The sequence below is a fragment of the Loktanella salsilacus genome, from assembly GCF_900114485.1.
In the GTDB taxonomy this organism is placed as follows: Bacteria; Pseudomonadota; Alphaproteobacteria; order Rhodobacterales; family Rhodobacteraceae; genus Loktanella; species Loktanella salsilacus.
The window spans coordinates 282,670-302,469 of sequence record NZ_FOTF01000001.1 but is presented as its reverse complement, the minus strand read 5'-3'; the positions used below and the strand labels follow the sequence as shown (position 1 = coordinate 302,469).

Below are 19,800 nucleotides of genomic sequence, written 5' to 3'. Positions count from 1 at the left end.
CTGCGCACTTGCTTTAGCGCCGCGCTGCCGTCAGATCATTGACACAAGAAATTCAATCTGGGCGCGATCCTTTGCATTGCCGATGGCAGTGCTGACTGGCCCTTGACGTATTAAAGGGCCTCTCGCGATGAAAAATAACGCTGTCCAACTGCCGCTGTTGTCCCTGCGCCCAGCGGGGACGTGCCTTGCTATGGTGGCCGCGCTTTGCCTGACGGGCCTGCCCGCGATGGCGCAAGACACCGCCGCGGCCCCGCAGGATACCGCGGCCAGCGTCGCGCCGCCGTCGGTCACTGTCGTACCCGTCCAGCAAACGCAGGTGACGCAGATCGTCAGCGCATCGGGCAATCTGCTGGCGCGTGAAGACGTTGTCGTATCGGCCCGCGTGTCCGGCACGGAAATCGTCGAATTGCTGGCCGATGTTGGCGATACAGTCAAACAGGGCGATATTTTGGCCCGGCTGAACGATCAGACCCTGACCGCGCAACTGGCGCAAGCCGATGCCAACCTTGCCGCCGCGCAGGCGACGATTGCGCAGGGCGAAGGGCAGCTTGCCTCGGCCAATGCGACGGCCAAGCAGGCGACAACGGCGTTGGAGCGCAACACGCAGCTGCGCCGGGATGGCGCTGTGTCGCAGTCCGCGTTGGATCAGGCGCAGGCCACCGCCGACAGCGCAAATGCAACTATTCAAACAGCGCAGGCTGCAATTGCGGCAGGCAATGCGCAAATGGCGCAAGCGATGGCAGCCCGTGATATTGCAGCGCTCAATCTGTCTTGGGCCACGGTGACCGCGCCTGTGGACGGCATCATTGCAGACCGCTCTGCGCGTTTGGGGGATTTGTCGTCCGCTGGCACTGCGATGTTCGACATGATCCGCGACGGTGTGATCGAGGCTGAGTTTCAGATCGTCGAAACCGATCTGGTTAAGATCAGCGTCGGCAACGCCGCCAGCGTGCAGGTCGCAGGCCTGCCGCCGCGCAGCGGGATCGTGCGCCGCATCAGCCCGCAGGTCGACCCGGTCAGCCGGCTTGGTACTGTGCGCGTGTCCGTCGACGATCAATCCGGTCTGCGTGCAGGTATCTTTGCCAGCGCTGCCATCCAGACGGCGCAGCGTTTGGCGCTGACCGTGCCCGTGTCCGCTGTCACCACAACGGGCGGCGACAGTGTCGTGCAAAAGGTCGTCGACAACACGGTTGAACAAACCAGCGTGTCGCTTGGCGTTGTGTCAGCCGGTCTGCGCGAAATCACGCAAGGCTTGGTGGAGGGCGACAGCGTGCTGCTGCGCGCCGGTGCGTTCTTTCGGACCGGGGATAAGGTGACGCCCGTTGCCCCGCTGGCCGCAAATGCGCCGCCCACAACCGACAGCGCAGAGGTTTCCGAATGAATATGTCCACCTGGGCGATCCGGAACCCCGTTCCGTCGATCGCCGCCTTTCTGGTCTTGGTCATCGTTGGCCTATTCGCGTTTCGCAGCCTGCCGGTCACGCAATTCCCCAATATCGACGTGCCGATCATCAACGTCAGCGTCGGGCAGGCCGGTGCCGCCCCGTCAGAACTGATTTCTCAGGTCACCAAACCGATTGAAGACAGCATTTCTGCGATCACGGGCGTCAAACATATCACATCTGTTGCGACGGACAGCAGCAGCGTGACCACCGTCGAATTCGAACTGTCGACCGACAGCGACCGCGCGCTCAATGACGTCAAAGACGCCGTGACGCGCGTGCGGGCCGAACTTCCCGACAGCATATCCGAGCCGCTGGTGCAGCGGCTGGATGTGACGGGGCAGGCGATCATGACCTATGCCGTCGCCGACCCCAGCCGCAGCATCGAAGACCTGTCCTATTTCGTGGACGAGGTCTTGAACCGCGAACTGCAGGGCGTCACCGGACTTGGTAAAATCACCCGCCTTGGCGGCGCCGACCGAGAGATCAAGGTAGAGCTTGATCCCCAGCGATTGCTCGCCTTTGGTATCTCTGCCGCGTCGATCAGCCGTCAATTGTCGGCGACCAATATCGACCTTGGCGGTGGCCGCGGCGATATCGGCGGGCAGGAATTTTCCATCCGCGCCCTTGGCGGCGCGGACACCATTGAACAACTTGCCGCCACGCCGTTGTCGTTGGCGGATGGCCGTACGATCCGCCTGTCTGACGTGGGCGAAGTCATCGACGGCCCGTCAGAGGCGCGCAGCTTTGCGACCCTCGACGGGCAGCCCGTCGTGGCCTTTGGCGTGTTCCGTGCAACGGGTGCGTCGGACCTGTCCGTGGCAGAGCGCGTGATCGAACGGCTGGACGAGGTGCGCGCCGCCTATCCCGGCGTTGAAATCACGCTGATCGACGATGCCACCGAATACACCGCTGGCAACTATCATTCGGCAATGGAAACCCTTTATGAGGGTGCCGCGCTGGCGATCATCGTGGTGTTCCTGTTCCTGAAAAACTGGCGCGCCACCCTGATCACCGCCGTGGCCTTGCCGCTGTCGATCATCCCGACGTTCTTTGTCATGCAGATGCTGGGCTTCTCGCTCAACACCGTGTCTTTGCTAGGGATCACGCTGGTGACAGGCATCTTGGTGGACGACGCGATTGTCGAGATCGAGAATATCGTCCGCCATATCCACATGGGCAAACCCGCCTATGAGGCGACCGAAGAAGCCGCCGGAGAGATCGGCCTGACCGTGATCGCGATTAGCTTTACCATCGTCGCCGTCTTTGCGCCCGTCAGCTTTATGTCTGGCATCGCGGGGCAGTATTTCAAACAGTTCGGCCTGACCGTCGCGGTTGCTGTGCTGTTTTCCCTGCTTGTCGCGCGCCTGATTACGCCGATGATGGCGGCCTATATCCTAAAGGATGCGCCGAACCACGTGGCGGAAAAAGACGGCTTTATCATGCGCGGCTATATGCGCCTGCTGACGTGGACGCTGCATCATCGCCTGATCACGATGATCCTTGGCCTTGGGATTTTCGCGGGCTCTATCTATTCCGCGACCCTGCTGCCGTCCGAGTTTATCCCAGAGGCAGACGAGGGCCGTTTGCAAGTCAGTGTAGAGCTGCCACCGGGCGGGACGTTGGCCGAAACCCGCACGATCACCAACGAAATCGCAAGCCGTGCCCAGGATATCGCAGAAGTGCAAAATGTGCTGGTGCAGGGCGGCGCGGGTGGCAATGTGGCCAAAGCCAATGTCACGGTCACACTCGGGGCGAAAGACACGCGCGAACGCAGTCAGTTCGATATCGAGGACGATCTGGTCGCCCGCCTTGCCGATATTCCCGATGCACGAATCAACATGCTGGCGGCAAATGGTGAAAGGGCCGTGAATGTCGCCGTGCTGGGCGATGATTTGGAAACGGTCACACAGGCCGCGCAGGAATTGGCCAGCCAGATGTCCGGCGTCGCGACCATCAAAAACATCACCAACGCGGCCAGCTTGGAACGGCCAGAACTGCGCATCACCCCGCGTCCGCAAATCGCGGCAGAACTGGGCATTACCGCGTCCGACCTCGCCTCGACCATTCGGGTGCTGACCATCGGTGATACGGATGCGAATCTGGCGAAGTTCAGCATTGATGGGCGTCAAATTCCGATCGTTGTGCGCATCGCCGAAGACAGCCGCCGCAATCTGGAACTGCTGACCAGCCAGCGTATCCCCACGCAGGCAGGCGCGCCCGTGCCGCTGTCGGTTGTCGCGGACGTGACGCTGGCCAACGGCCCGTCGTCCATCGAACGCTATGACCGCGAAACACGGATCACCCTGCAGGCCGACCTCGCTGACGGTGCGGTGCTGGGGCAGGCGACAGGCAGCATCTTTGCGCTGCCCGCCGCCGGGTTCGATCTGCCGACGGGCGTGCGCGTGCAGCCCACCGGCGACGCCGAGGTGCAGGGCGAAGTCTTTGCATCCTTTGGCACGGCGATGGGGGCGGGCGTGATGCTCGTCTATGTTGTGCTGGTGCTGCTGTTCGGCAGCTTTGTGACGCCATTTACCATCCTGATGTCACTCCCCTTGGCCATCGGCGGGGCGATTCTGGCGCTGTATCTGACCGGATCGGCGATTGGCCTGTCGGTGATCATCGGCTTCTTGATGTTGATGGGAATCGTCACCAAAAACGCGATCATGCTGGTCGAATTCGCGCTAGAGGCGATGAAGGCAGGGGCAACCCGGACCGAAGGCATGATGGATGCAGGTCACAAACGAGCACGGCCGATTGTCATGACCACCATCGCGATGGCCGCAGGCATGGTGCCGTCGGCACTGGCGTTTGGGGCAGGGGGCGAATTCCGCTCTCCGATGGCGGTTGCGGTGATTGGCGGCTTGCTGCTGTCGACGCTGCTATCGCTCATTTTTATCCCGTCGCTGTTTTCAGTGATCGACGGCGGGCGCAGCAGGGTGTCCCGGCTGTTGATGCGCGGCTTGAACGTCAACAAGCCGCAGGATGCGCCGGCTGAGTAACGATAAAGGGGCTGTGTCATGCAGCCCCTTTTTTTGTGTCAAAAAGGGGCATGCCATCTGTTAATCAACAAATCGACCAGCGCAGTGATGTGTATGATTTCGCGAAATAACGAAGCATCATTTTCCAGCGGAAAATCGTATGCTTCGATCAAGACTGTCTCGCGGTAAAATGGTGGGCGACCCTGGAATCGAACCAGGCGTGCGTCTCCGCGAGAGAGTTACAGTCTCCTGCCACACCTTGCGGCCTGTCGCCCACTTGCGGTCGAGATAACCTTGCCCCATGGGGCCGTCAACCGCAAAAAAGCACCTTTGTGCGCTTGCTTCACACTCGCTGCGATTCCCTGTATCGGGGGGCCAACAGTCAGGAGCGTGAAGATGCAAAAGCCGAAGTGGGTGATCGAAAAAGAACAGGCCAAGCGGCTGGCCTCAGCAGAGACGATCTGGCTGTTTGGCCTGCATGCCGTGCGCGATGCGTTGCTGAACCCCAAGCGGGAAAAGCTGCGTCTGGTCGTGACGCGCAATGCGCTGGATAAGTTGGCCGACGCCGTGGCCGAAGCGGGGATCGAGCCAGAGATCAGCGATCCGCGCAAATTCGCCGCCCCCATTGACCCGCAGTCCGTCCACCAAGGGGCCGCGATGGAGGTTAAGCCGCTGGATTGGGGCAGCTTGCAGGATATCGCGCTGGGTGACGGCCCACAGCCGCCGCGCATCGTGCTTTTGGACCGGGTGACCGATCCGCATAACGTCGGCGCGATTCTGCGCTCTGCCGAAGTGTTCGGCGCGCGCGCCGTTGTCGCCGTGCAGCGCCATGCTGCGCCCGAGACGGGCGCACTGGCCAAGACCGCCTCTGGCGCGCTGGAACGTCAGCCTTATCTGCGGGTGCGTAATCTGGCGGATGCGATGACGCAACTGCAGGACATGGGCTATATCGTGCTGGGTCTGGACGGCGAGGCCGAGCAGACGATTGGCGAGGCGCTTGTTGGCAAGCATGACCGCCCCGTGGCGCTGGTCATGGGCGCTGAAGGCCCCGGCCTGCGCGAAAAAAGCATGGAGACCTGCGATGCCGTGGTGCGCATTGGTGCGGCGGGCGGTTTTGGTTCGCTGAACGTGTCCAACGCGGCTGCTGTGGCGCTTTATGCCAGCAAGGGCGACTAAGCCGGCAGTTCACACTTTGGCGAGCGGGACTTGGGGCGGCTGATTTTGCCCCCATGTAAGGGGTCAGAGCGGATCACTGGAACCGATCCGCGCCTTTGACTGTCCCTCGTTCCACACCTTTACGCCCGGGCTTGACCCGGGCGTTTTTTTGCCCTGATGATGGCGCTATGACAGATGCAGAGCTGAAATCCATTCTGACCCGCGTCAAGCGGATCGCCATATTGGGGGTGTCCGCCAATCCGGTCCGCCCCAGCTATTTCGTAGCGCGCTATCTTAAGCTGAAGGGCTTTACGATTGTGCCGGTCAATCCGGGACTTGCAGGGCAGGATTTGCTGGGCGAGCGGGTTTACGGCAGCTTGCCCGAGGTGCCGGGGGACGTGGATATGGTCGATGTTTTTCGCAGGTCCGACGCGGTGCCCGGTATCGTGGATGAGGCGCTAGCCCGCTGGCCGCAGCTGGATGTGATCTGGCTGCAGCTTGGGGTGCATCATGACGCGGCAGCGGCGGTCGCGACTGCGCGCGGTGTCACGGTGGTGCAAGACCGCTGCCCGAAGATCGAATATCAGCGGCTTTTCGGCGAGCTGCGGATGGGCGGATTCAATACGGGCGTGATTTCGTCAAAGCTGTAAGGTGCGTCATTTGACGCGGTGGCCCGTGCCGGGCCAGCTGGAGGCTCTGCCTCCAGACCTCCGAGGTATTTATGACCAGAAGAAGGGGCCACTTTAGGGCGCCGCAGGCGGAAGTGTTGACCCGGGCCAGCCCCGGACCCCGGAATATTTGAGGCGAGAAGAAAGGGACGGCTTTTAGGGCTGGCGGGCCGCTTTTTCAGCGATGCCGGAGGTGCCTTGGCGGCGGGCGAGTTCATCCATCACGTCGGACAGGGGCACGTCGCAGGCGGTCAGCATGACGAGCAGGTGATAGAGGGTATCTGCAGCCTCTGACGTCAGCGCCGCTTTGTCGCCGCGCACGGCCTCGATGATGGCCTCGATTGATTCTTCACCGAATTTTTCGGCGCATTTCGCGGGGCCTTTGGCCAGCAGTTTTGCGGTCCAGCTGGTATCCGGGTCAGCGCCTTTGCGAGCGGCAATCGTTGCGGCCAGATCATCAAGGGTCATGACAGCCTCATGGGGATGCCCGCGTCGGCCATATGCTGTTTGGCCTGCGGTATTGTGTAGGTGCCGAAGTGAAAGATCGACGCGGCCAGCACGGCGCTGGCGTGGCCTTCGGTGACGCCTTCGACAAGGTGATCCAGCGTGCCGGCCCCGCCAGAGGCGATGACAGGGACGTTGACCGCATCGCTGACAGCGCGGGTCAGGGGGATGTTGTATCCCGTCTTAACGCCGTCGTTGTCCATCGCGGTCAGCAGAATTTCACCTGCGCCTTTTTCCACCACGGTGCGGGCGAATTCCACAGCATCGATGCCTGTCGCGCGGCGCCCGCCATGGGTGAAGATTTCCCACCGGCCGGGGGCCACGGTTTTGGCGTCGATGGCCACGACGATGCACTGGCTGCCAAAGCGCAGCGCGGCCTCTGTCACGACATCGGGGTTGGTGACGGCGGCAGAGTTAAAGCTGACCTTGTCCGCCCCCGCCAGCAGCAGGGCGCGCACGTCGTGGTGGGTGCGCACGCCGCCGCCGATGGTCAGCGGCATAAAGCACGCCTCGGCTGTACGGGTGGCAAGTTCGAACATGGTGCCGCGATTTTCTTCGGTGGCCATGATGTCGAGAAAGCAAAGCTCGTCCGCGCCAGCCGCGTTATAGGCGATGGCCGCGTCGACGGGGTCACCCGCATCGCGCAGACCGACGAAATTCACACCTTTGACAACGCGTCCGTTGGCGACATCAAGGCAGGGGATGATCCGGGTTTTCAGCATATGGGCGTGATACCGCGCAGCGCCGGGCAGGGGAAGGGGAACCTGACCGGGATTTTAAGGTTAGACTATGGTCACATCACAAAGGACCTATCCATGATTCGCACAACACTTGCCGCCGCCGCGCTGGCCTTGCCCGCTTTGGCCGCCCCGGCGTCTGCCGAGGTCATCACCAAAACGACAGATCGCACCGTGTATGACGCAATGAACGCGCTAGAGACGGCTGTGACCGACGCAGGCGCTACCGTTTTTGCCCGCGTCGATCATGCAACCGGTGCGGCCAGCGTCGATATGGAACTGATGCCGATGGAACTGCTGATCTTTGGCAACCCGCAGCTTGGTACGCCCGCGCTGCAGGCCGACGGTCTGGCCGGGCTTGTTCTGCCGCTCAAAGTGCTAGTCTACGAGAAGGACGGCCAGACGCTGATTGCATATGAGGCGGTGCCGGACATGTTCGACGGTTTGAACATCCCCGCAGATGCGGAATATGCCGCGAAAATGGCCGGCGCGCTGGATATGTTGACCGAAAAGGCCGCGAATTAAGCCAGCAAATCCATCGCCGCGCGCAGATCGATAGCCCCATCGTAAAGCGCGCGGCCCGAGATCGCGCCAGAGATGACGCCCGTGTCGCGCAGCGCGGTTAAATCCGCTAGCGACGACACGCCGCCAGAGGCGATGACCGGGATGTCGACGGCGCGGGCCAAATCGGCTGTGGCGTCGATGTTGGGACCCTTCATCGCGCCATCGCGCAGGATGTCGGTGTAGATGATCGCGGCAATGCCTGCGTCCTCGAAGGATTTCGCAAGATCGGTGACCATGACGTCGGTTTCCTCGGCCCAGCCGCGGGTGGCGACGCGGCCATTGCGGGCATCTAGGCCGACGGCGACTTGGCCGGGGAACGCCTTGGCGGCTTGGCGCACCAGATCGGGATTTTCGACAGCGACGGTGCCAAGGATCACGCGGGCAAGGCCCAAATCAAGCCAGCGTTCGATCGTCGCCATATCGCGAATCCCGCCGCCCAGCTGGGCAGGAACCTTGCAGCGCTTCAGGATCGCCTCGACCGGGGCGGCGTTGACGGGGGTGCCGGCAAAGGCACCGTTCAGGTCAACCAAGTGCAGCCACTGGCAGCCCGCATCGACAAATTCCTGCGCCTGCGCAGCCGGATCGTCGTTGAACACCGTGGCCTGATCCATTTCGCCATGCACAAGGCGCACGGCCTGGCCGTCTTTCAGGTCAATCGCGGGATAGAGGATCATGGCAGGCTCCTTAAGGCGCATCAGTTCGCTGCGTTTTGCGGCGATCTTAATGAAAAGGCAACCGACGTGGCGTCAGTCTTGCGTGGAATCGCGCGCGCCTTGCAAGGTAGCGCAGTTCAATCGGGGAGGAGACCCAATATGAAACACCTTATCGCAGCTCTTGTGGCCGCAACCTTTGCCACAGCGGCATCCGCACAGGACGCCGCAGTCGGCGTCTGGCAGACCGAAGTTGACGACGGCGCATTCGCCTATGTCACGATGTCGCCCTGCGGCGCGGCCGTCTGCGGCACGATCACCAACACCTACAAGGCTGACGGCGCACCTTATCAGTCTGAAAACATTGGCCGCCAGATCGTGATCAACATGGCAGCGAACGGCGACGGCACATACGGCGGGCAGGTGTACCGCCCGTCCAATGGCAAGACCTATGTCGGCAAGATGCAAGTGAACGGCAATGCGCTGCGCCTGCAGGGTTGCGTTGCTGGCGGTCTGCTGTGCGCCAGCCAGAACTGGGCGCGCATCCAGTAAGCTGAAAACAAAACACGCCGGGGCATTGCTGCACCGGCGTGTTTCTTAGGCAAAAACGCGAAAAAGGTTACGCCTTGCGCAGGCCCGTTGCGACCAACATGCCACGGCGCTTGGCCTCGTAGTAGTAGCCTTGGCTGTACCACTTTACGGCCGTCGCTTCCGACCCGTCGGACAGCATCCACGCCCCGCGCAGATATTTACCCGCATATTTCAGGTTGGTTTCCGCATCGAGCAGATCAGCGTTACCGCCCTTGAACCCCATGCTGCGCGCTGTTGCGGGCAGGATCTGCATTAGGCCATAATACGGGCCATTGCGGGCACCCGGGTTATGGGTGCTTTCGCGGATAATCACGCGGTGCAGCAGGCTTTCGGGGATATCATAGATGTCGGCGTATTTCCGGATCAGGGCGCGCAGCTCGCGCGTCTCGTTCGGGTGCATTGGGATCGTCGATTCCATCTGCGGTGCGGTGCCCATAAAAGACATAGCGTCTGGCGGTGTCGCGGTGGAATTCATGCAGGCCGACAGGCCCACCAAAGTCATCATCGCGCATGTGCCGCGCAGTAGCTTAAGCATTTTTTTGGCCTGTTGATGTTGTCCCTAAGGACGGGCTTAGCCTGCCGCCGCGTCATTGGTAAACAATGCGATAATCCGTCGGCAGATTGTTGCCGCAGGCGGTGCGATTTGGCGCTTAGTCAAAAACCGACCAGCCCGTCGCGCGGGCAAACATTTCGACAGCGTCAGTGCCCAGCTTGGAATTGCCCTGCGCGTTCAAACCCGGCGACCATACCGCAATCCCTGCCTTGGCCGGGGCCACGACCATGATGCCGCCGCCCACACCGCTTTTCCCGGGCAAACCAACGCGGTAGGCAAAATCGCCAGAGGCGTCGTAATGCCCGCACAGCATCATCATCGCATTGATCCGCCGCCGGCGGGCAGGGGATACCAGCCGCGGCGCGCCTTCGGTTCCGGTCAGGAATAGCGCCGCTTTCGCAAGCTGGATGCAGGACATTTCGACCGCGCATTGATGGAAATAGGCCCCCAAGGTTTGTTCAACAGGGTTCACCATATTGCCGTGGGCGGCCATGAAATAGGCAAGCGACCGGTTCAGATCGCCGGTCGCTTGCTCTGACGCGGCGACTTTTTCGTTGATATGGATTGATTCGTCGCCCGCCGCGGTGCGGATGAAACGCAGCAATTCGCCCAGAAACTCGCGCGGTGCGTGGCCCGCCAGCGCGGCATCAGTGGTCGCGATGGCACCCGCGTTGATAAACGGATTACGGGGAATGCCGCCTTCATGTTCCAGCTGCAGGATAGAGTTAAAGGCTTGCCCCGACGGTTCGCGCCCGACGCGGGTCCAAAACTGATCGCCCATACGCCCCAGCGCCAGCGCGAGGGTAAAGACTTTGCTGATGCTTTGGATCGAAAACGCCGCCGCCGCGTCACCGGTGCTGAACATCCGGCCGTCGGGCAGGGCGACCGCCATACCAAAACGGCCGGGGTCAACGCCCGCAAGCTCTGGGATATAGCTGGCCACGCGGCCCCGGTCCGGCGCGCGGGCCATGGCTGCGCCGATGTCGTCCAGGATCGCAGCGATATCCATGGCAGCGGTCCTTTGGGTCAGGGTTTCCAGTTCAGAAAGTTGGCGATCAGGCGCAGACCGGCATCTTGGCTTTTCTCTGGATGGAACTGCGTGCCGACGATGTTGTCGCGGCCAACAATGGCCGTCACATCGCCCGCATAATCGACATGCGCCAGCAAATGCGCGGGGTCCGTGACCTGCATCGCATAAGAGTGCACGAAATACGCGTGATCACCCGTCGCCAGCCCCGCCAGCACCGGATGCGGCTGGTCAATAACCAGATCGTTCCAGCCCATATGCGGGATCTTTAGCGCGGGATCGGCTGGGGTAATGCGGCGGATTTCACCGGGGATCCAGCCAAGACCCTGCACCGATTCGTACTCGAATCCGGTGCTGGCCAGCATCTGCATCCCGACACAAATCCCCATAAAGGGCACGCCGCGCTGCTCTACTGCCTGGGTCAAGGCCTCGGCCAGCGCGCCATGCTCGAACAGTGAATTGCGGCAATGGGGAAAGGCCCCGTCGCCCGGCAACACAATGCGGTCCGCCTTAGCCACGGCATCAGGATCGCCCGTCACAACGATCTGCCCGGCGTCCGTTTCCCGCGCCATCCGCTCGAACGCTTTTTGCGCCGAGTGCAGATTGCCGCTGTCGTAGTCAATCAGAACGGTGGTGGTCACAGGCTACCCTTGGTCGATGGAATGGCGTCAGCTTTGCGCGGATCAACTTCGATCGCCATGCGCAACGCGCGGGCAACGGATTTGAACGCCGCCTCGGTAATGTGGTGGGCGTTAAAGCCGTGCAGCCGATCGATGTGCAGCGTGATGCCGCCATGGGTGGACAGCGCCTGAAAGAATTCGCGCACCAGCTCTGTGTCAAAGCTGGGCCCGATCTTGCCAAACGGCAGATCCAGATTGCAGATCAAATAGGGGCGTCCCGACAGATCCAGCGCACAGCGCACCTGCGCGTCGTCCATTGCAAGGTGGCAATCGGCGTAGCGGTTGATGCCGCGCTTATCACCCAGCGCCTGCACAAGCGCCTGCCCGATGGCGATGCCCGTATCCTCGACCGTGTGGTGGTCGTCGATGTGCAGATCGCCTGACGTGCGGATGGTCATGTCGATCAGCGCGTGACGTGACAGCTGGTCCAGCATGTGGTCGAAAAAACCAATACCGGTCTGGTTGTCGTAAACTCCGGTGCCGTCCAAATTCAGCGTGACGCTGATCTGCGTCTCGGCGGTCTGGCGGGTGATAGTGGCGGTGCGCATCGGCGTCTCCCTTATGTCTTGGGGCCTTATAGGCAGGGGCGGGGCCTGCGCCAAGGCACCGATTGCGCGCCGCGCCCCTGTGGTGCAAGTTCGGCGCAACTCCAAAGAAAGGCCAAGCCTATGACCACCTGCGTTTTCGTCCAGATTCGCTGCACCCCCGGCACCACCTACGATGTCGCCGACGCCATTGCCCTGCGCGAAATCCATTCAGAGCTTTATTCCACCAGCGGCGATTTCGACCTGCTGATGAAGGCCTACGTGCCAACAGATCGTGACGTCGGCCATTTCATCAACGAAAGCGTCGCTGGCATCAAAGGGATCGAACGCACCCTGACAACGCTCACCTTTAAAGCGTTCTGAAACGCGAAAGGGCCGCCCAACAGGGCGGCCCTTTTCGTTTTGACCGATGGAGCGGGCGAAGAGATTCGAACTCTCGACCCTAACCTTGGCAAGGTTATGCTCTACCCCTGAGCTACGCCCGCGTCCGTCGGTGAGTGGGGATTTACAAAAGCCGCGCGGCAGTCGCAAGGGGCAATCGCACAAAAATCTGCAAGATTTTTCAAGACCCTGAAACGCGAAAGGGCCGCCCAACAGGGCGACCCTTTTCGTTTTGACCGACTGGAGCGGGCGAAGAGATTCGAACTCTCGACCCTAACCTTGGCAAGGTTATGCTCTACCCCTGAGCTACGCCCGCGTCCCGTCGGTAGGCGTGATCTATAAACACTGCACGCCCGCCGCAAGAGGAAATGTGCCCCGAAACCGTAATTTCTTATCCGGGCCACAGTCTTCATCTTGCCCCAAATACTCCCGCCGGAGGCATCCGCCCCCATCAGGGGGCGGATTAACTCATTCCAGCTCGATCAGCAGATCTTTGGCGTCGATCTGGCTACCAGCGCCAACCAACACGGCCTTGATCACAGCGTCGCGGTCGGCGTGGATGCCGGTCTCCATTTTCATCGCTTCAATCGTCAGCAGCAAATCGCCTTCTTTGACCTTTGCACCGACAACAGCAGCGACAGTGGCCACAACACCGGGCATTGGCGCGCCGATGTGGTTGGGGTTGCCCAGCTCTGCCTTGCGGTTCTGCACGCGGTCGGCAGCGGCCAGACGGTTGAGCACACGGATGGTGCGGGGCTGGCCGTTCAATTCAAAGAACACCTTCACCTCGCCGTCCTCATTCATGTCGGACACGGCCTGCATACGTACTTCCAGCGTTTTGCCGGGGTCGATTTCGGCGCTGATTTCCTCGCCGGGTTCCATCCCGTAAAAGAAGGTCTTGGTCGGCAGCGTCCGCACCGGGCCATAGATATCGTGGCGTGCGGCGTAATCGGTAAAGACCTTGGGATACATCAGATATCCGTTCAGATCCTCGCCATCGACCTCATGTCCGACTTTCTCGGTCAACTCTGCCTTCACAACGGCCAGATCGACAGGCTTCAGGTGCTTGCCGGGGCGATCAAGGTTCGGCTTTTCGCCCTTAAGCACCTTTTTCTGAATGCCCGCAGGCCAGCCGCCCGGCGGTTGGCCCAGGCTGCCCTTCATCATATCGATCACCGAATCCGGGAAGGACACGTCAACCTTAGGGTCCTCGACCTGCGACCGGGTCAGGTTCTGTGACACCATCATCAGGGCCATGTCGCCAACGACCTTGGACGATGGCGTGACCTTTACGATATCACCAAACATCTGGTTCACATCGGCATAGGTCTGGGCGACCTCATGCCAGCGATCCTCTAGGCCAAGGCTGCGGGCCTGCGCCTTAAGGTTGGTGAACTGGCCGCCGGGCATCTCGTGCAGATAGACCTCTGACGCGGGGGCCTGCAGGCCAGATTCGAACGCCAGATAATGCGCGCGGACCTGTTCCCAATAGTTGCTGATCTCGCGGATCGCCTTGATATCAAGGCCCGTATCGCGGTCAGTGCCGCGCAGCGCCTCGACGATTGATCCCAGCGTCGGCTGCGATGTGTTGCCCGAAAAGCTGTCCATCGCGGCGTCAATACAATCAACGCCCGCCGCCGATGCGGCTAGCACGGTGGAAATCGCAGCGCCAGATGTATCGTGCGTGTGGAAGTGGATCGGCAGGCCGACCTCTTCTTTGAGCGCTTTGAACAGTTGCGCTGCGGCTGGGGCTTTCAGCAGGCCAGCCATGTCTTTCAGACCCAGAACGTGGGCACCTGCGGCCTCTAGCTCTTTGGCCATCGCGACGTAGTATTTCAGGTCATACTTGGCGCGGTCCGGGTCCAGCATGTCGCCGGTATAGCAGATAGACGCTTCTAGCACCTTGTTCGATTCGATCACCGCATCCATGGCGACGCGCATGTTTTCGACCCAGTTCAGGCTGTCGAAGACGCGGAACACGTCAACGCCGGACGTTGCCGCCTGCGCGACAAAGCTTTGCACGACGTTATCAGGATAGTTGGTGTAGCCGACGCCGTTCGATGCACGCAGCAGCATCTGCGTCATGACGTTCGGCATCTTTTCGCGAATATCGCGCAGACGCTGCCACGGGCATTCCTGCAAAAAGCGGTAGGCGACGTCAAAGGTTGCGCCGCCCCAGCATTCAACCGAAAACAGCTGATGCATCTTGGCGGCATAGGTCGGGGCGACCGTGACCATGTCGATGGACCGCATCCGCGTCGCCAGCAAGGATTGGTGCCCGTCGCGCATCGTGGTGTCGGTGATCAGCAGTTGCGGCTGGTCTTTCATCCACTGGGCGACGGCCTTGGGGCCTTGCTCGTCCAGAATTTGGCGCGTGCCGGGGATCATCTTTTCCAGCGATTTGACCGGCGCTTTCGGCAGCTTCACATCCGCCGCAGGGCGCGGGCGGCCGGCAGTTTCCGGGTGACCGTTCACAGTGATATCAGCGACATAGGTCAGGATCTTCGTCGCCCGGTCGCGGCGCGGCTTGAAGTCGAACAGCTCTGGCGTCTGGTCAATGAACTTGGTGTGGTATTCGTTGTTCAGGAACGTCGGATGCTTCAGCAGGTTTTCCACAAACGCGATGTTCGTCGACACGCCGCGAATACGGAATTCGCGCAGGGCGCGGTCCATGCGGGCAATCGCCATTTCAGGCGTGGGCGCGCGGGCCGTGACCTTGGTCAGCAGGCTGTCGTAATACCGTGTGATCACAGCGCCGGAATAAGCGGTGCCGCCGTCAAGGCGGATGCCCGGACCAGTGGCGCTGCGATACATCTGGATGCGGCCGTAATCGGGGATGAAGTTGTTTTGCGGGTCTTCTGTCGTGACCCGGCATTGCAGCGCGTGACCGTCAAGCTTGACGTCATACTGCGACGCGCAGCCCGTCGCCTCGACCAGTGATTTGCCTTCTGCGATTAGGATTTGGGCGCGGACGATGTCGATACCGGTGACCTCTTCGGTCACGGTGTGCTCAACCTGCACGCGGGGGTTCACTTCGATGAAGTAGAACTCTCCGTTTTCCATATCCATCAGGAATTCGACGGTGCCGGCACATTCGTAATTCACGTGCTGGCAGATTTTCTTGCCCAGATTACAGATCTGCTCGCGCTGCGCGCTGGACAGGTACGGGGCAGGGGCGCGTTCCACGACCTTTTGGTTGCGGCGCTGGACGGAACAGTCACGCTCCCACAGGTGATAGATGTTGCCTTGGTTGTCGCCAAGGATCTGCACCTCGACGTGACGCGCCTTGATGATCATCTTTTCCAGATAACCCTCGCCGTTGCCAAAGGCGGCCTCGGCTTCGCGGCGGCCTTCGCGGACTTTTTCCTCTAGCTCTTTTTCAGAGTTGATCGCCCGCATCCCGCGCCCGCCGCCGCCCCAGGATGCCTTTAGCATCAAGGGATAGCCGACCTCTGCCGCTTGTTTTTTGATCAGCTCCATATCATCGCCCAGCACGGGCGTGGCGGGGATGACCGGCACGCCAGCGTCGATCGCGACTTGGCGCGCGCTGGCTTTGTCGCCCAACTGGCGCATGGTTTCGGCTTTGGGGCCGATGAATGTAATGCCGTTCGCGGTGCAGGCGTCAACGAAATCGGGGTTCTCGGACAGCAGGCCATAACCGGGGTGGATCGCGTCAGCGCCGCAATCCTTGGCGACGCGGATAATCTCTTCGATGCTCAGGTAGGCCGCGACGGGGCCCATGCCTTCGCCGATGCGGTAGGCTTCGTCCGCTTTAAAGCGGTGCAGCGACAGCTTGTCCTCTTCGGCATAAACCGCGACGGTTTTCTTGCCCATTTCGTTTGCAGCACGCATGACGCGGATGGCGATTTCACCGCGGTTTGCGATTAGAATTTTTTCAAAGTCGGCCATGGTCATCCCTTTTGCAGTTGCAGCATTGTTAAGCGCTGCTGAAAGGATGTCCAGTAGCCGTTGCGCAAAGGCGCTGGCGGGTGTGTGCCCTTTGCAGATCGCCCGCTTATTGATCGCGCGGTGATGTGAACGGATCGTGAACAGGGGTTTATCTGCGCCGCGTTCAGGCGTATGCCTAAGGGCATGAGCAGTTATTCCGAAGACGACGCCTTTGAGGCCGCCGCCCGCCCCCTTAGCCAGCGGGCCATGCCGCAACGCAGTGCCGGCCCTTATCTAGAGGGGCTGAACGACGCGCAGCGCGCCGCCGTTATGGCGCTGAATGGTCCTGTGTTGATGCTAGCGGGCGCTGGCACTGGCAAAACCAAGGCGCTGACATCGCGAATCGCGCATCTTTTGGTGACGGGCACGGCCCGCCCGCAAGACGTGTTGGCGGTGACTTTCACCAACAAAGCCGCCAGAGAGATGAAGAACCGCGTCGGCCGCCTGATGGGCGAAACGGTCGAGGGGATGCCGTGGCTGGGCACCTTTCACGCGATCTGCGTCAAGCTGCTGCGCCGCCATGCGGAACTGATCGGGCTGAAATCGAACTTTACGATTCTGGATACAGACGACCAGATCCGGCTGATGAAACAGCTGATCATTGCTGCCGGGATTGATGAAAAGCGCTGGCCGCCGCGCATGCTGGCCGGAATCATCGACGGGTGGAAAAACAAGGCGCTGACGCCTGATAAGGTGCCGCTGGCCGAAGCAGGGGCCTTTGATCAAAAAGGTGTCGACCTTTACGCCGCCTATCAACGCCGTCTGTTGGACCTGAATGCCTGCGATTTCGGCGATCTGCTGCTGCATATGGTCACGATTTTTCAGACGCATACCGACGTGCTGGAAATGTATCAGCGGCGCTTTCGCTATATCCTCGTGGACGAATATCAGGACACGAACGTTGCCCAATACCTGTGGCTGCGGCTGCTGGCGGCAGCGCATAAAAATATCTGCTGCGTGGGCGACGACGACCAGTCGATCTATGGCTGGCGCGGCGCCGAAGTCGGCAACATTCTGCGGTTTGAACAGGATTTCCCCGGCGCGACGGTTGTCAAACTGGAACAGAACTACCGGTCTACGGAACACATTCTGGCTGCCGCCTCTGGCGTGATCGCCGGGAATAAGGGGCGGCTGGGCAAGACCCTGTTCACCGAGGCGACGGGCGGCGAAAAAGTACGCTTGATCGGTCATTGGGACGGCGAGGAAGAAGCCCGCTGGATCGGCGAAGAGATTGAGGCCCTGCAGCGCGGCACGCGCGGGCTGGAAAAAGTCAGCCTTGATCACATGGCGATTCTGGTACGGGCCAGCCACCAGATGCGCGCCTTTGAGGATCGCTTTCTGACCATCGGTCTGCCCTACCGCGTCATCGGCGGGCCGCGATTCTATGAGCGTTTGGAAATCCGCGACGCGATGGCCTATTTCCGGCTCGCGGTATCGCAGGATGATGATCTGGCGTTCGAGCGGATCGTGAATACCCCCAAACGCGGCCTTGGGGACAAGGCGGTGCAGACCATCCAAAAGGCCGCACGGACCAATGGCGTCAGCCTTGTCGAAGGCGCGCGGATCGTGGTGCAGGCCAAACTGCTGGGCGGTAAGGGCCTGAAAGAACTGGCGCAACTGGTCGACGGTCTGGATCGCTGGCACGCGCAAGTCCGGTCAGAGGCGGATACGCATCAAGAACTAGCCGAGATGATCTTGGACGAATCCGGCTATACCGGCATGTGGCAAAACGACAAAACGCCAGAGGCACCGGGCCGGCTCGAGAACTTGAAAGAACTGGTCAAGGCGCTGGATAACTTCGAGAACCTGCAAGGGTTCTTGGAACACGTCGCGCTGATCATGGACAACGAGACAGAACAAGAAGGCGAGAAGGTCAGCATCATGACCCTACACGCCGCCAAGGGTCTGGAATTTCCCGCCGTGTTCCTGCCGGGCTGGGAGGATGGTTTGTTCCCGTCCCAGCGCAGCATGGACGAAAGCGGTGTGAAGGGGCTCGAGGAAGAACGCAGGCTGGCCTATGTCGGCATCACGCGGGCCGAGGCGATTTGCACGATTTCCTTTGCGGCGAACCGGCGCGTTTACGGCCAGTGGCAAAGCGCATTGCCGTCCCGCTTTATCGACGAGCTACCAGAAGATCACGTCGAGGTGCTGACGCCGCCGGGGCTCTACGGCGGCGGCTACGGCGCGGCGGGGATGGCGGGCAGCGCGAGCCCCAAACTGCGCGAAGAAAGCATGTCGGACCTGCATCAAAAGGCCCATGACGCGAACGTCTATAACTCGCCGGGTTGGCGGCGGTTGCAGGCACGCGGCCAGCAACGCGGCATGGCCCAGCCGGTCGAGGCCCGCAATATGGTCATCGATATGAGCGCGGTCAGCGCTTTTACGACCGGCGACCGGGTGTTTCACCAGAAATTCGGTTACGGCGTGATTGAGGGGATTGAGGGCGACAAGCTGGACATCGCTTTCGACAAGGCGGGGTCCAAGAAGGTCGTCGCTAAATTCATCGTGGCCGCAGACGCAGCCGACGACGTGCCGTTCTGATCACGGCGGTGCGGCGCTGTTTGGGCTGCCGCCCAAAGACGCCCCGCCCGCCGTCCCATCCTAATGCACAAGCATCGGATAGAGTGAGGCCAGCAGCAGCGCGGCCATCGTGATGTTGAAAATCCGCAGCCGTTTGGCCGTGCCAAGAAAACGGCGCACCTGAACACCAAGTACGGCCCAAACTGTGATCGACGGCAGATTGGTGCACAGGAAAATGACCGCCACGAGCATCGAGCCTGACCAAACGCTCCAGTCTTGCGGGGCATAGGCTGTGATGGCCGTGATCGCCATGACCCAAGCCTTGGGGTTCACCCATTGAAACGCCGCCGCTTGCAAAAATGTAAAAGGTTTGCCGGTGACGCGTGATGCCTCTGGCGGCAAGGCCGTCGCGATTTTCCACGCAAGCCAGGTCATATAAAGGACTGCGCCAACGGTCAGCACGGTATTCAGCGCCGGGACCGCATGAAACAACCGCAGCAACGCGACCCCCACCATGACCACCATAAAGCTATGGCCCAGACTGACGCCCAACATATGCGGCAGGGTCCGGCGCAGGCCATAATTCGCGCCTGACGCCATCAGCATCAGGTTATTAGGGCCGGGCGTGATTGAACTGGCAAAAGCGAATTGCACCAGCAGGTATAGGGCAAGAGGTTCCATCCGCCCGGGTTAACGTCAAACCCGCAGGGCGACACCTGATATATTGTGCTGATTACAATCGCTGCTGAGCATCCCCCAAAAAACCAAAAAGGCGATGCGCGGGAGGAGGTGCGCATCGCCTTGATCTGGGATGTGAGCTCTGGGGAGGAGGTCAGAGCCGCATCTTTCGCCCTA

At 60.9% G+C, this 19,800-nt stretch carries 17 protein-coding genes and 3 tRNA genes; 8 read left to right on the top strand and 12 right to left on the bottom strand.

All coding sequences use genetic code 11. The features are described 5' to 3' along the window. Nucleotides 1-127: 127 nt before the first annotated feature. Entirely contained in the window at nucleotides 128-1,381 is a 1,254-nt protein-coding gene (locus BM131_RS01395; RefSeq protein ID WP_090184496.1) for an efflux RND transporter periplasmic adaptor subunit, read from the top strand. Continuing rightward, nucleotides 1,378-4,443, top strand: coding sequence for an efflux RND transporter permease subunit (locus BM131_RS01390; protein ID WP_090184493.1), 3,066 nt, complete (start codon nucleotides 1,378-1,380; stop codon nucleotides 4,441-4,443). Before BM131_RS01395 ends, BM131_RS01390 begins: the two co-directional genes overlap by 4 nt. Before the next feature lie 170 nt (nucleotides 4,444-4,613). Here the strand turns inward: BM131_RS01390 and BM131_RS20175 are convergent. Continuing rightward, nucleotides 4,614-4,697, bottom strand: a tRNA-Tyr gene (locus tag BM131_RS20175). Nucleotides 4,698-4,818: 121 nt separating this feature from the next. On the opposite strand from BM131_RS20175, the gene rlmB reads away from it, so the two are divergent. Continuing rightward, a complete protein-coding gene (gene rlmB, locus BM131_RS01385; RefSeq protein WP_090184490.1) occupies nucleotides 4,819-5,598 on the top strand; it encodes a 23S rRNA (guanosine(2251)-2'-O)-methyltransferase RlmB in 780 nt (259 codons plus the stop codon). A 167-nt stretch (nucleotides 5,599-5,765) separates the two neighbouring features. Then, complete coding sequence (locus BM131_RS01380) at nucleotides 5,766-6,227, top strand: CoA-binding protein (RefSeq protein WP_090184487.1); 462 nt, start codon at nucleotides 5,766-5,768, stop codon at nucleotides 6,225-6,227. Between the two features lie 174 nt (nucleotides 6,228-6,401). Here BM131_RS01380 and BM131_RS01375 read toward each other — a convergent pair whose 3' ends face one another. Then, nucleotides 6,402-6,713: a phosphoribosyl-ATP diphosphatase gene (locus BM131_RS01375; RefSeq protein WP_090184485.1), complete on the bottom strand. Its 312-nt coding sequence runs from the start codon at nucleotides 6,711-6,713 to the stop codon at nucleotides 6,402-6,404. Beyond that, nucleotides 6,710-7,471, bottom strand: a complete 762-nt coding sequence (gene hisF, locus BM131_RS01370; protein ID WP_090184482.1) for an imidazole glycerol phosphate synthase subunit HisF — start codon at nucleotides 7,469-7,471, stop codon at nucleotides 6,710-6,712. The genes BM131_RS01375 and hisF overlap by 4 nt, the downstream gene beginning before the upstream one ends. A gap of 93 nt (nucleotides 7,472-7,564) precedes the next feature. On the opposite strand from hisF, the gene BM131_RS01365 reads away from it, so the two are divergent. Beyond that, complete coding sequence (locus tag BM131_RS01365) at nucleotides 7,565-8,011, top strand: DUF302 domain-containing protein (protein WP_090184479.1); 447 nt, start codon at nucleotides 7,565-7,567, stop codon at nucleotides 8,009-8,011. Here the strand turns inward: BM131_RS01365 and hisA are convergent. Continuing rightward, nucleotides 8,008-8,724, bottom strand: coding sequence for a 1-(5-phosphoribosyl)-5-[(5-phosphoribosylamino)methylideneamino]imidazole-4-carboxamide isomerase (hisA, locus tag BM131_RS01360; RefSeq protein WP_090184476.1), 717 nt, complete (start codon nucleotides 8,722-8,724; stop codon nucleotides 8,008-8,010). The genes BM131_RS01365 and hisA overlap by 4 nt on opposite strands. Nucleotides 8,725-8,862: 138 nt before the next feature. Here hisA and BM131_RS01355 point away from each other — a divergent pair, with 138 nt between their 5' ends. Continuing rightward, nucleotides 8,863-9,252: a DUF2147 domain-containing protein gene (locus BM131_RS01355; RefSeq protein WP_090184473.1), complete on the top strand. Its 390-nt coding sequence runs from the start codon at nucleotides 8,863-8,865 to the stop codon at nucleotides 9,250-9,252. Nucleotides 9,253-9,319: 67 nt separating this feature from the next. Here the strand turns inward: BM131_RS01355 and BM131_RS01350 are convergent, their stop codons facing one another. The 4 genes from BM131_RS01350 to hisB all read right to left on the bottom strand — a co-directional run bounded on the left by BM131_RS01350 (nucleotide 9,320) and on the right by hisB (nucleotide 12,099). Further along, complete coding sequence (locus tag BM131_RS01350; protein WP_372806217.1) at nucleotides 9,320-9,826, bottom strand: lytic transglycosylase domain-containing protein; 507 nt, start codon at nucleotides 9,824-9,826, stop codon at nucleotides 9,320-9,322. 115 nt (nucleotides 9,827-9,941) lie between these two features. After that, nucleotides 9,942-10,853 (bottom strand): glutaminase, encoded by a 912-nt coding sequence (locus tag BM131_RS01345; RefSeq protein ID WP_090184469.1) that lies wholly within the window; start codon nucleotides 10,851-10,853, stop codon nucleotides 9,942-9,944. 17 nt (nucleotides 10,854-10,870) lie between these two features. Beyond that, nucleotides 10,871-11,512, bottom strand: coding sequence for an imidazole glycerol phosphate synthase subunit HisH (gene hisH, locus BM131_RS01340; RefSeq protein WP_090184466.1), 642 nt, complete (start codon nucleotides 11,510-11,512; stop codon nucleotides 10,871-10,873). Further along, nucleotides 11,509-12,099, bottom strand: a complete 591-nt coding sequence (gene hisB, locus BM131_RS01335) for an imidazoleglycerol-phosphate dehydratase HisB (protein ID WP_090184463.1) — start codon at nucleotides 12,097-12,099, stop codon at nucleotides 11,509-11,511. The genes hisH and hisB overlap by 4 nt, the downstream gene beginning before the upstream one ends. A gap of 120 nt (nucleotides 12,100-12,219) precedes the next feature. Here hisB and BM131_RS01330 point away from each other — a divergent pair, with 120 nt between their 5' ends. Next, nucleotides 12,220-12,459, top strand: a complete 240-nt coding sequence (locus BM131_RS01330) for an Lrp/AsnC ligand binding domain-containing protein (protein WP_090184460.1) — start codon at nucleotides 12,220-12,222, stop codon at nucleotides 12,457-12,459. Nucleotides 12,460-12,506: 47 nt separating this feature from the next. Here BM131_RS01330 and BM131_RS01325 read toward each other — a convergent pair. From BM131_RS01325 to BM131_RS01315, 3 genes are all read right to left on the bottom strand, one after another. Beyond that, nucleotides 12,507-12,581: transfer RNA gene (locus tag BM131_RS01325), tRNA-Gly, on the bottom strand. A 137-nt stretch (nucleotides 12,582-12,718) separates the two neighbouring features. Then, nucleotides 12,719-12,793 (bottom strand) — tRNA-Gly (locus BM131_RS01320). Nucleotides 12,794-12,945: 152 nt separating this feature from the next. After that, on the bottom strand, nucleotides 12,946-16,386 hold the full coding sequence (locus BM131_RS01315) for a pyruvate carboxylase (protein WP_090184638.1): 3,441 nt from the start codon (nucleotides 16,384-16,386) through the stop codon (nucleotides 12,946-12,948). Between the two features lie 183 nt (nucleotides 16,387-16,569). On the opposite strand from BM131_RS01315, the gene BM131_RS01310 reads away from it, so the two are divergent. Further along, nucleotides 16,570-18,966 carry an ATP-dependent helicase gene (locus BM131_RS01310; RefSeq protein ID WP_090184458.1) on the top strand — a complete coding sequence of 799 codons (2,397 nt, stop codon included), beginning with the start codon at nucleotides 16,570-16,572 and terminating at the stop codon, nucleotides 18,964-18,966. 60 nt (nucleotides 18,967-19,026) lie between these two features. Here BM131_RS01310 and BM131_RS01305 read toward each other — a convergent pair whose 3' ends face one another. Continuing rightward, nucleotides 19,027-19,626, bottom strand: coding sequence for a LysE family translocator (locus BM131_RS01305; RefSeq protein ID WP_090184455.1), 600 nt, complete (start codon nucleotides 19,624-19,626; stop codon nucleotides 19,027-19,029). Between the last annotated feature and the right edge of the window lie 174 nt (nucleotides 19,627-19,800).

What these genes read in the sequence shown, in the direction of transcription:
- BM131_RS01315 (WP_090184638.1), bottom strand. Translation starts at nt 16,386, where the DNA reads ATGGCCGACTTTGAAAAAATTCTAATCGCAAACCGCGGTGAAATCGCC.
- BM131_RS01390 (WP_090184493.1), top strand. Translation starts at nt 1,378, where the DNA reads ATGAATATGTCCACCTGGGCGATCCGGAACCCCGTTCCGTCGATCGCC.
- BM131_RS01395 (WP_090184496.1), top strand. Translation starts at nt 128, where the DNA reads ATGAAAAATAACGCTGTCCAACTGCCGCTGTTGTCCCTGCGCCCAGCG.
- BM131_RS01365 (WP_090184479.1), top strand. Translation starts at nt 7,565, where the DNA reads ATGATTCGCACAACACTTGCCGCCGCCGCGCTGGCCTTGCCCGCTTTG.
- rlmB (WP_090184490.1), top strand. Translation starts at nt 4,819, where the DNA reads ATGCAAAAGCCGAAGTGGGTGATCGAAAAAGAACAGGCCAAGCGGCTG.
- BM131_RS01305 (WP_090184455.1), bottom strand. Translation starts at nt 19,626, where the DNA reads ATGGAACCTCTTGCCCTATACCTGCTGGTGCAATTCGCTTTTGCCAGT.
- hisB (WP_090184463.1), bottom strand. Translation starts at nt 12,099, where the DNA reads ATGCGCACCGCCACTATCACCCGCCAGACCGCCGAGACGCAGATCAGC.
- BM131_RS01330 (WP_090184460.1), top strand. Translation starts at nt 12,220, where the DNA reads ATGACCACCTGCGTTTTCGTCCAGATTCGCTGCACCCCCGGCACCACC.
- BM131_RS01375 (WP_090184485.1), bottom strand. Translation starts at nt 6,713, where the DNA reads ATGACCCTTGATGATCTGGCCGCAACGATTGCCGCTCGCAAAGGCGCT.
- BM131_RS01350 (WP_372806217.1), bottom strand. Translation starts at nt 9,826, where the DNA reads ATGCTTAAGCTACTGCGCGGCACATGCGCGATGATGACTTTGGTGGGC.
- hisF (WP_090184482.1), bottom strand. Translation starts at nt 7,471, where the DNA reads ATGCTGAAAACCCGGATCATCCCCTGCCTTGATGTCGCCAACGGACGC.
- BM131_RS01345 (WP_090184469.1), bottom strand. Translation starts at nt 10,853, where the DNA reads ATGGATATCGCTGCGATCCTGGACGACATCGGCGCAGCCATGGCCCGC.
- hisA (WP_090184476.1), bottom strand. Translation starts at nt 8,724, where the DNA reads ATGATCCTCTATCCCGCGATTGACCTGAAAGACGGCCAGGCCGTGCGC.
- BM131_RS01380 (WP_090184487.1), top strand. Translation starts at nt 5,766, where the DNA reads ATGACAGATGCAGAGCTGAAATCCATTCTGACCCGCGTCAAGCGGATC.
- BM131_RS01310 (WP_090184458.1), top strand. Translation starts at nt 16,570, where the DNA reads ATGAGCAGTTATTCCGAAGACGACGCCTTTGAGGCCGCCGCCCGCCCC.
- BM131_RS01355 (WP_090184473.1), top strand. Translation starts at nt 8,863, where the DNA reads ATGAAACACCTTATCGCAGCTCTTGTGGCCGCAACCTTTGCCACAGCG.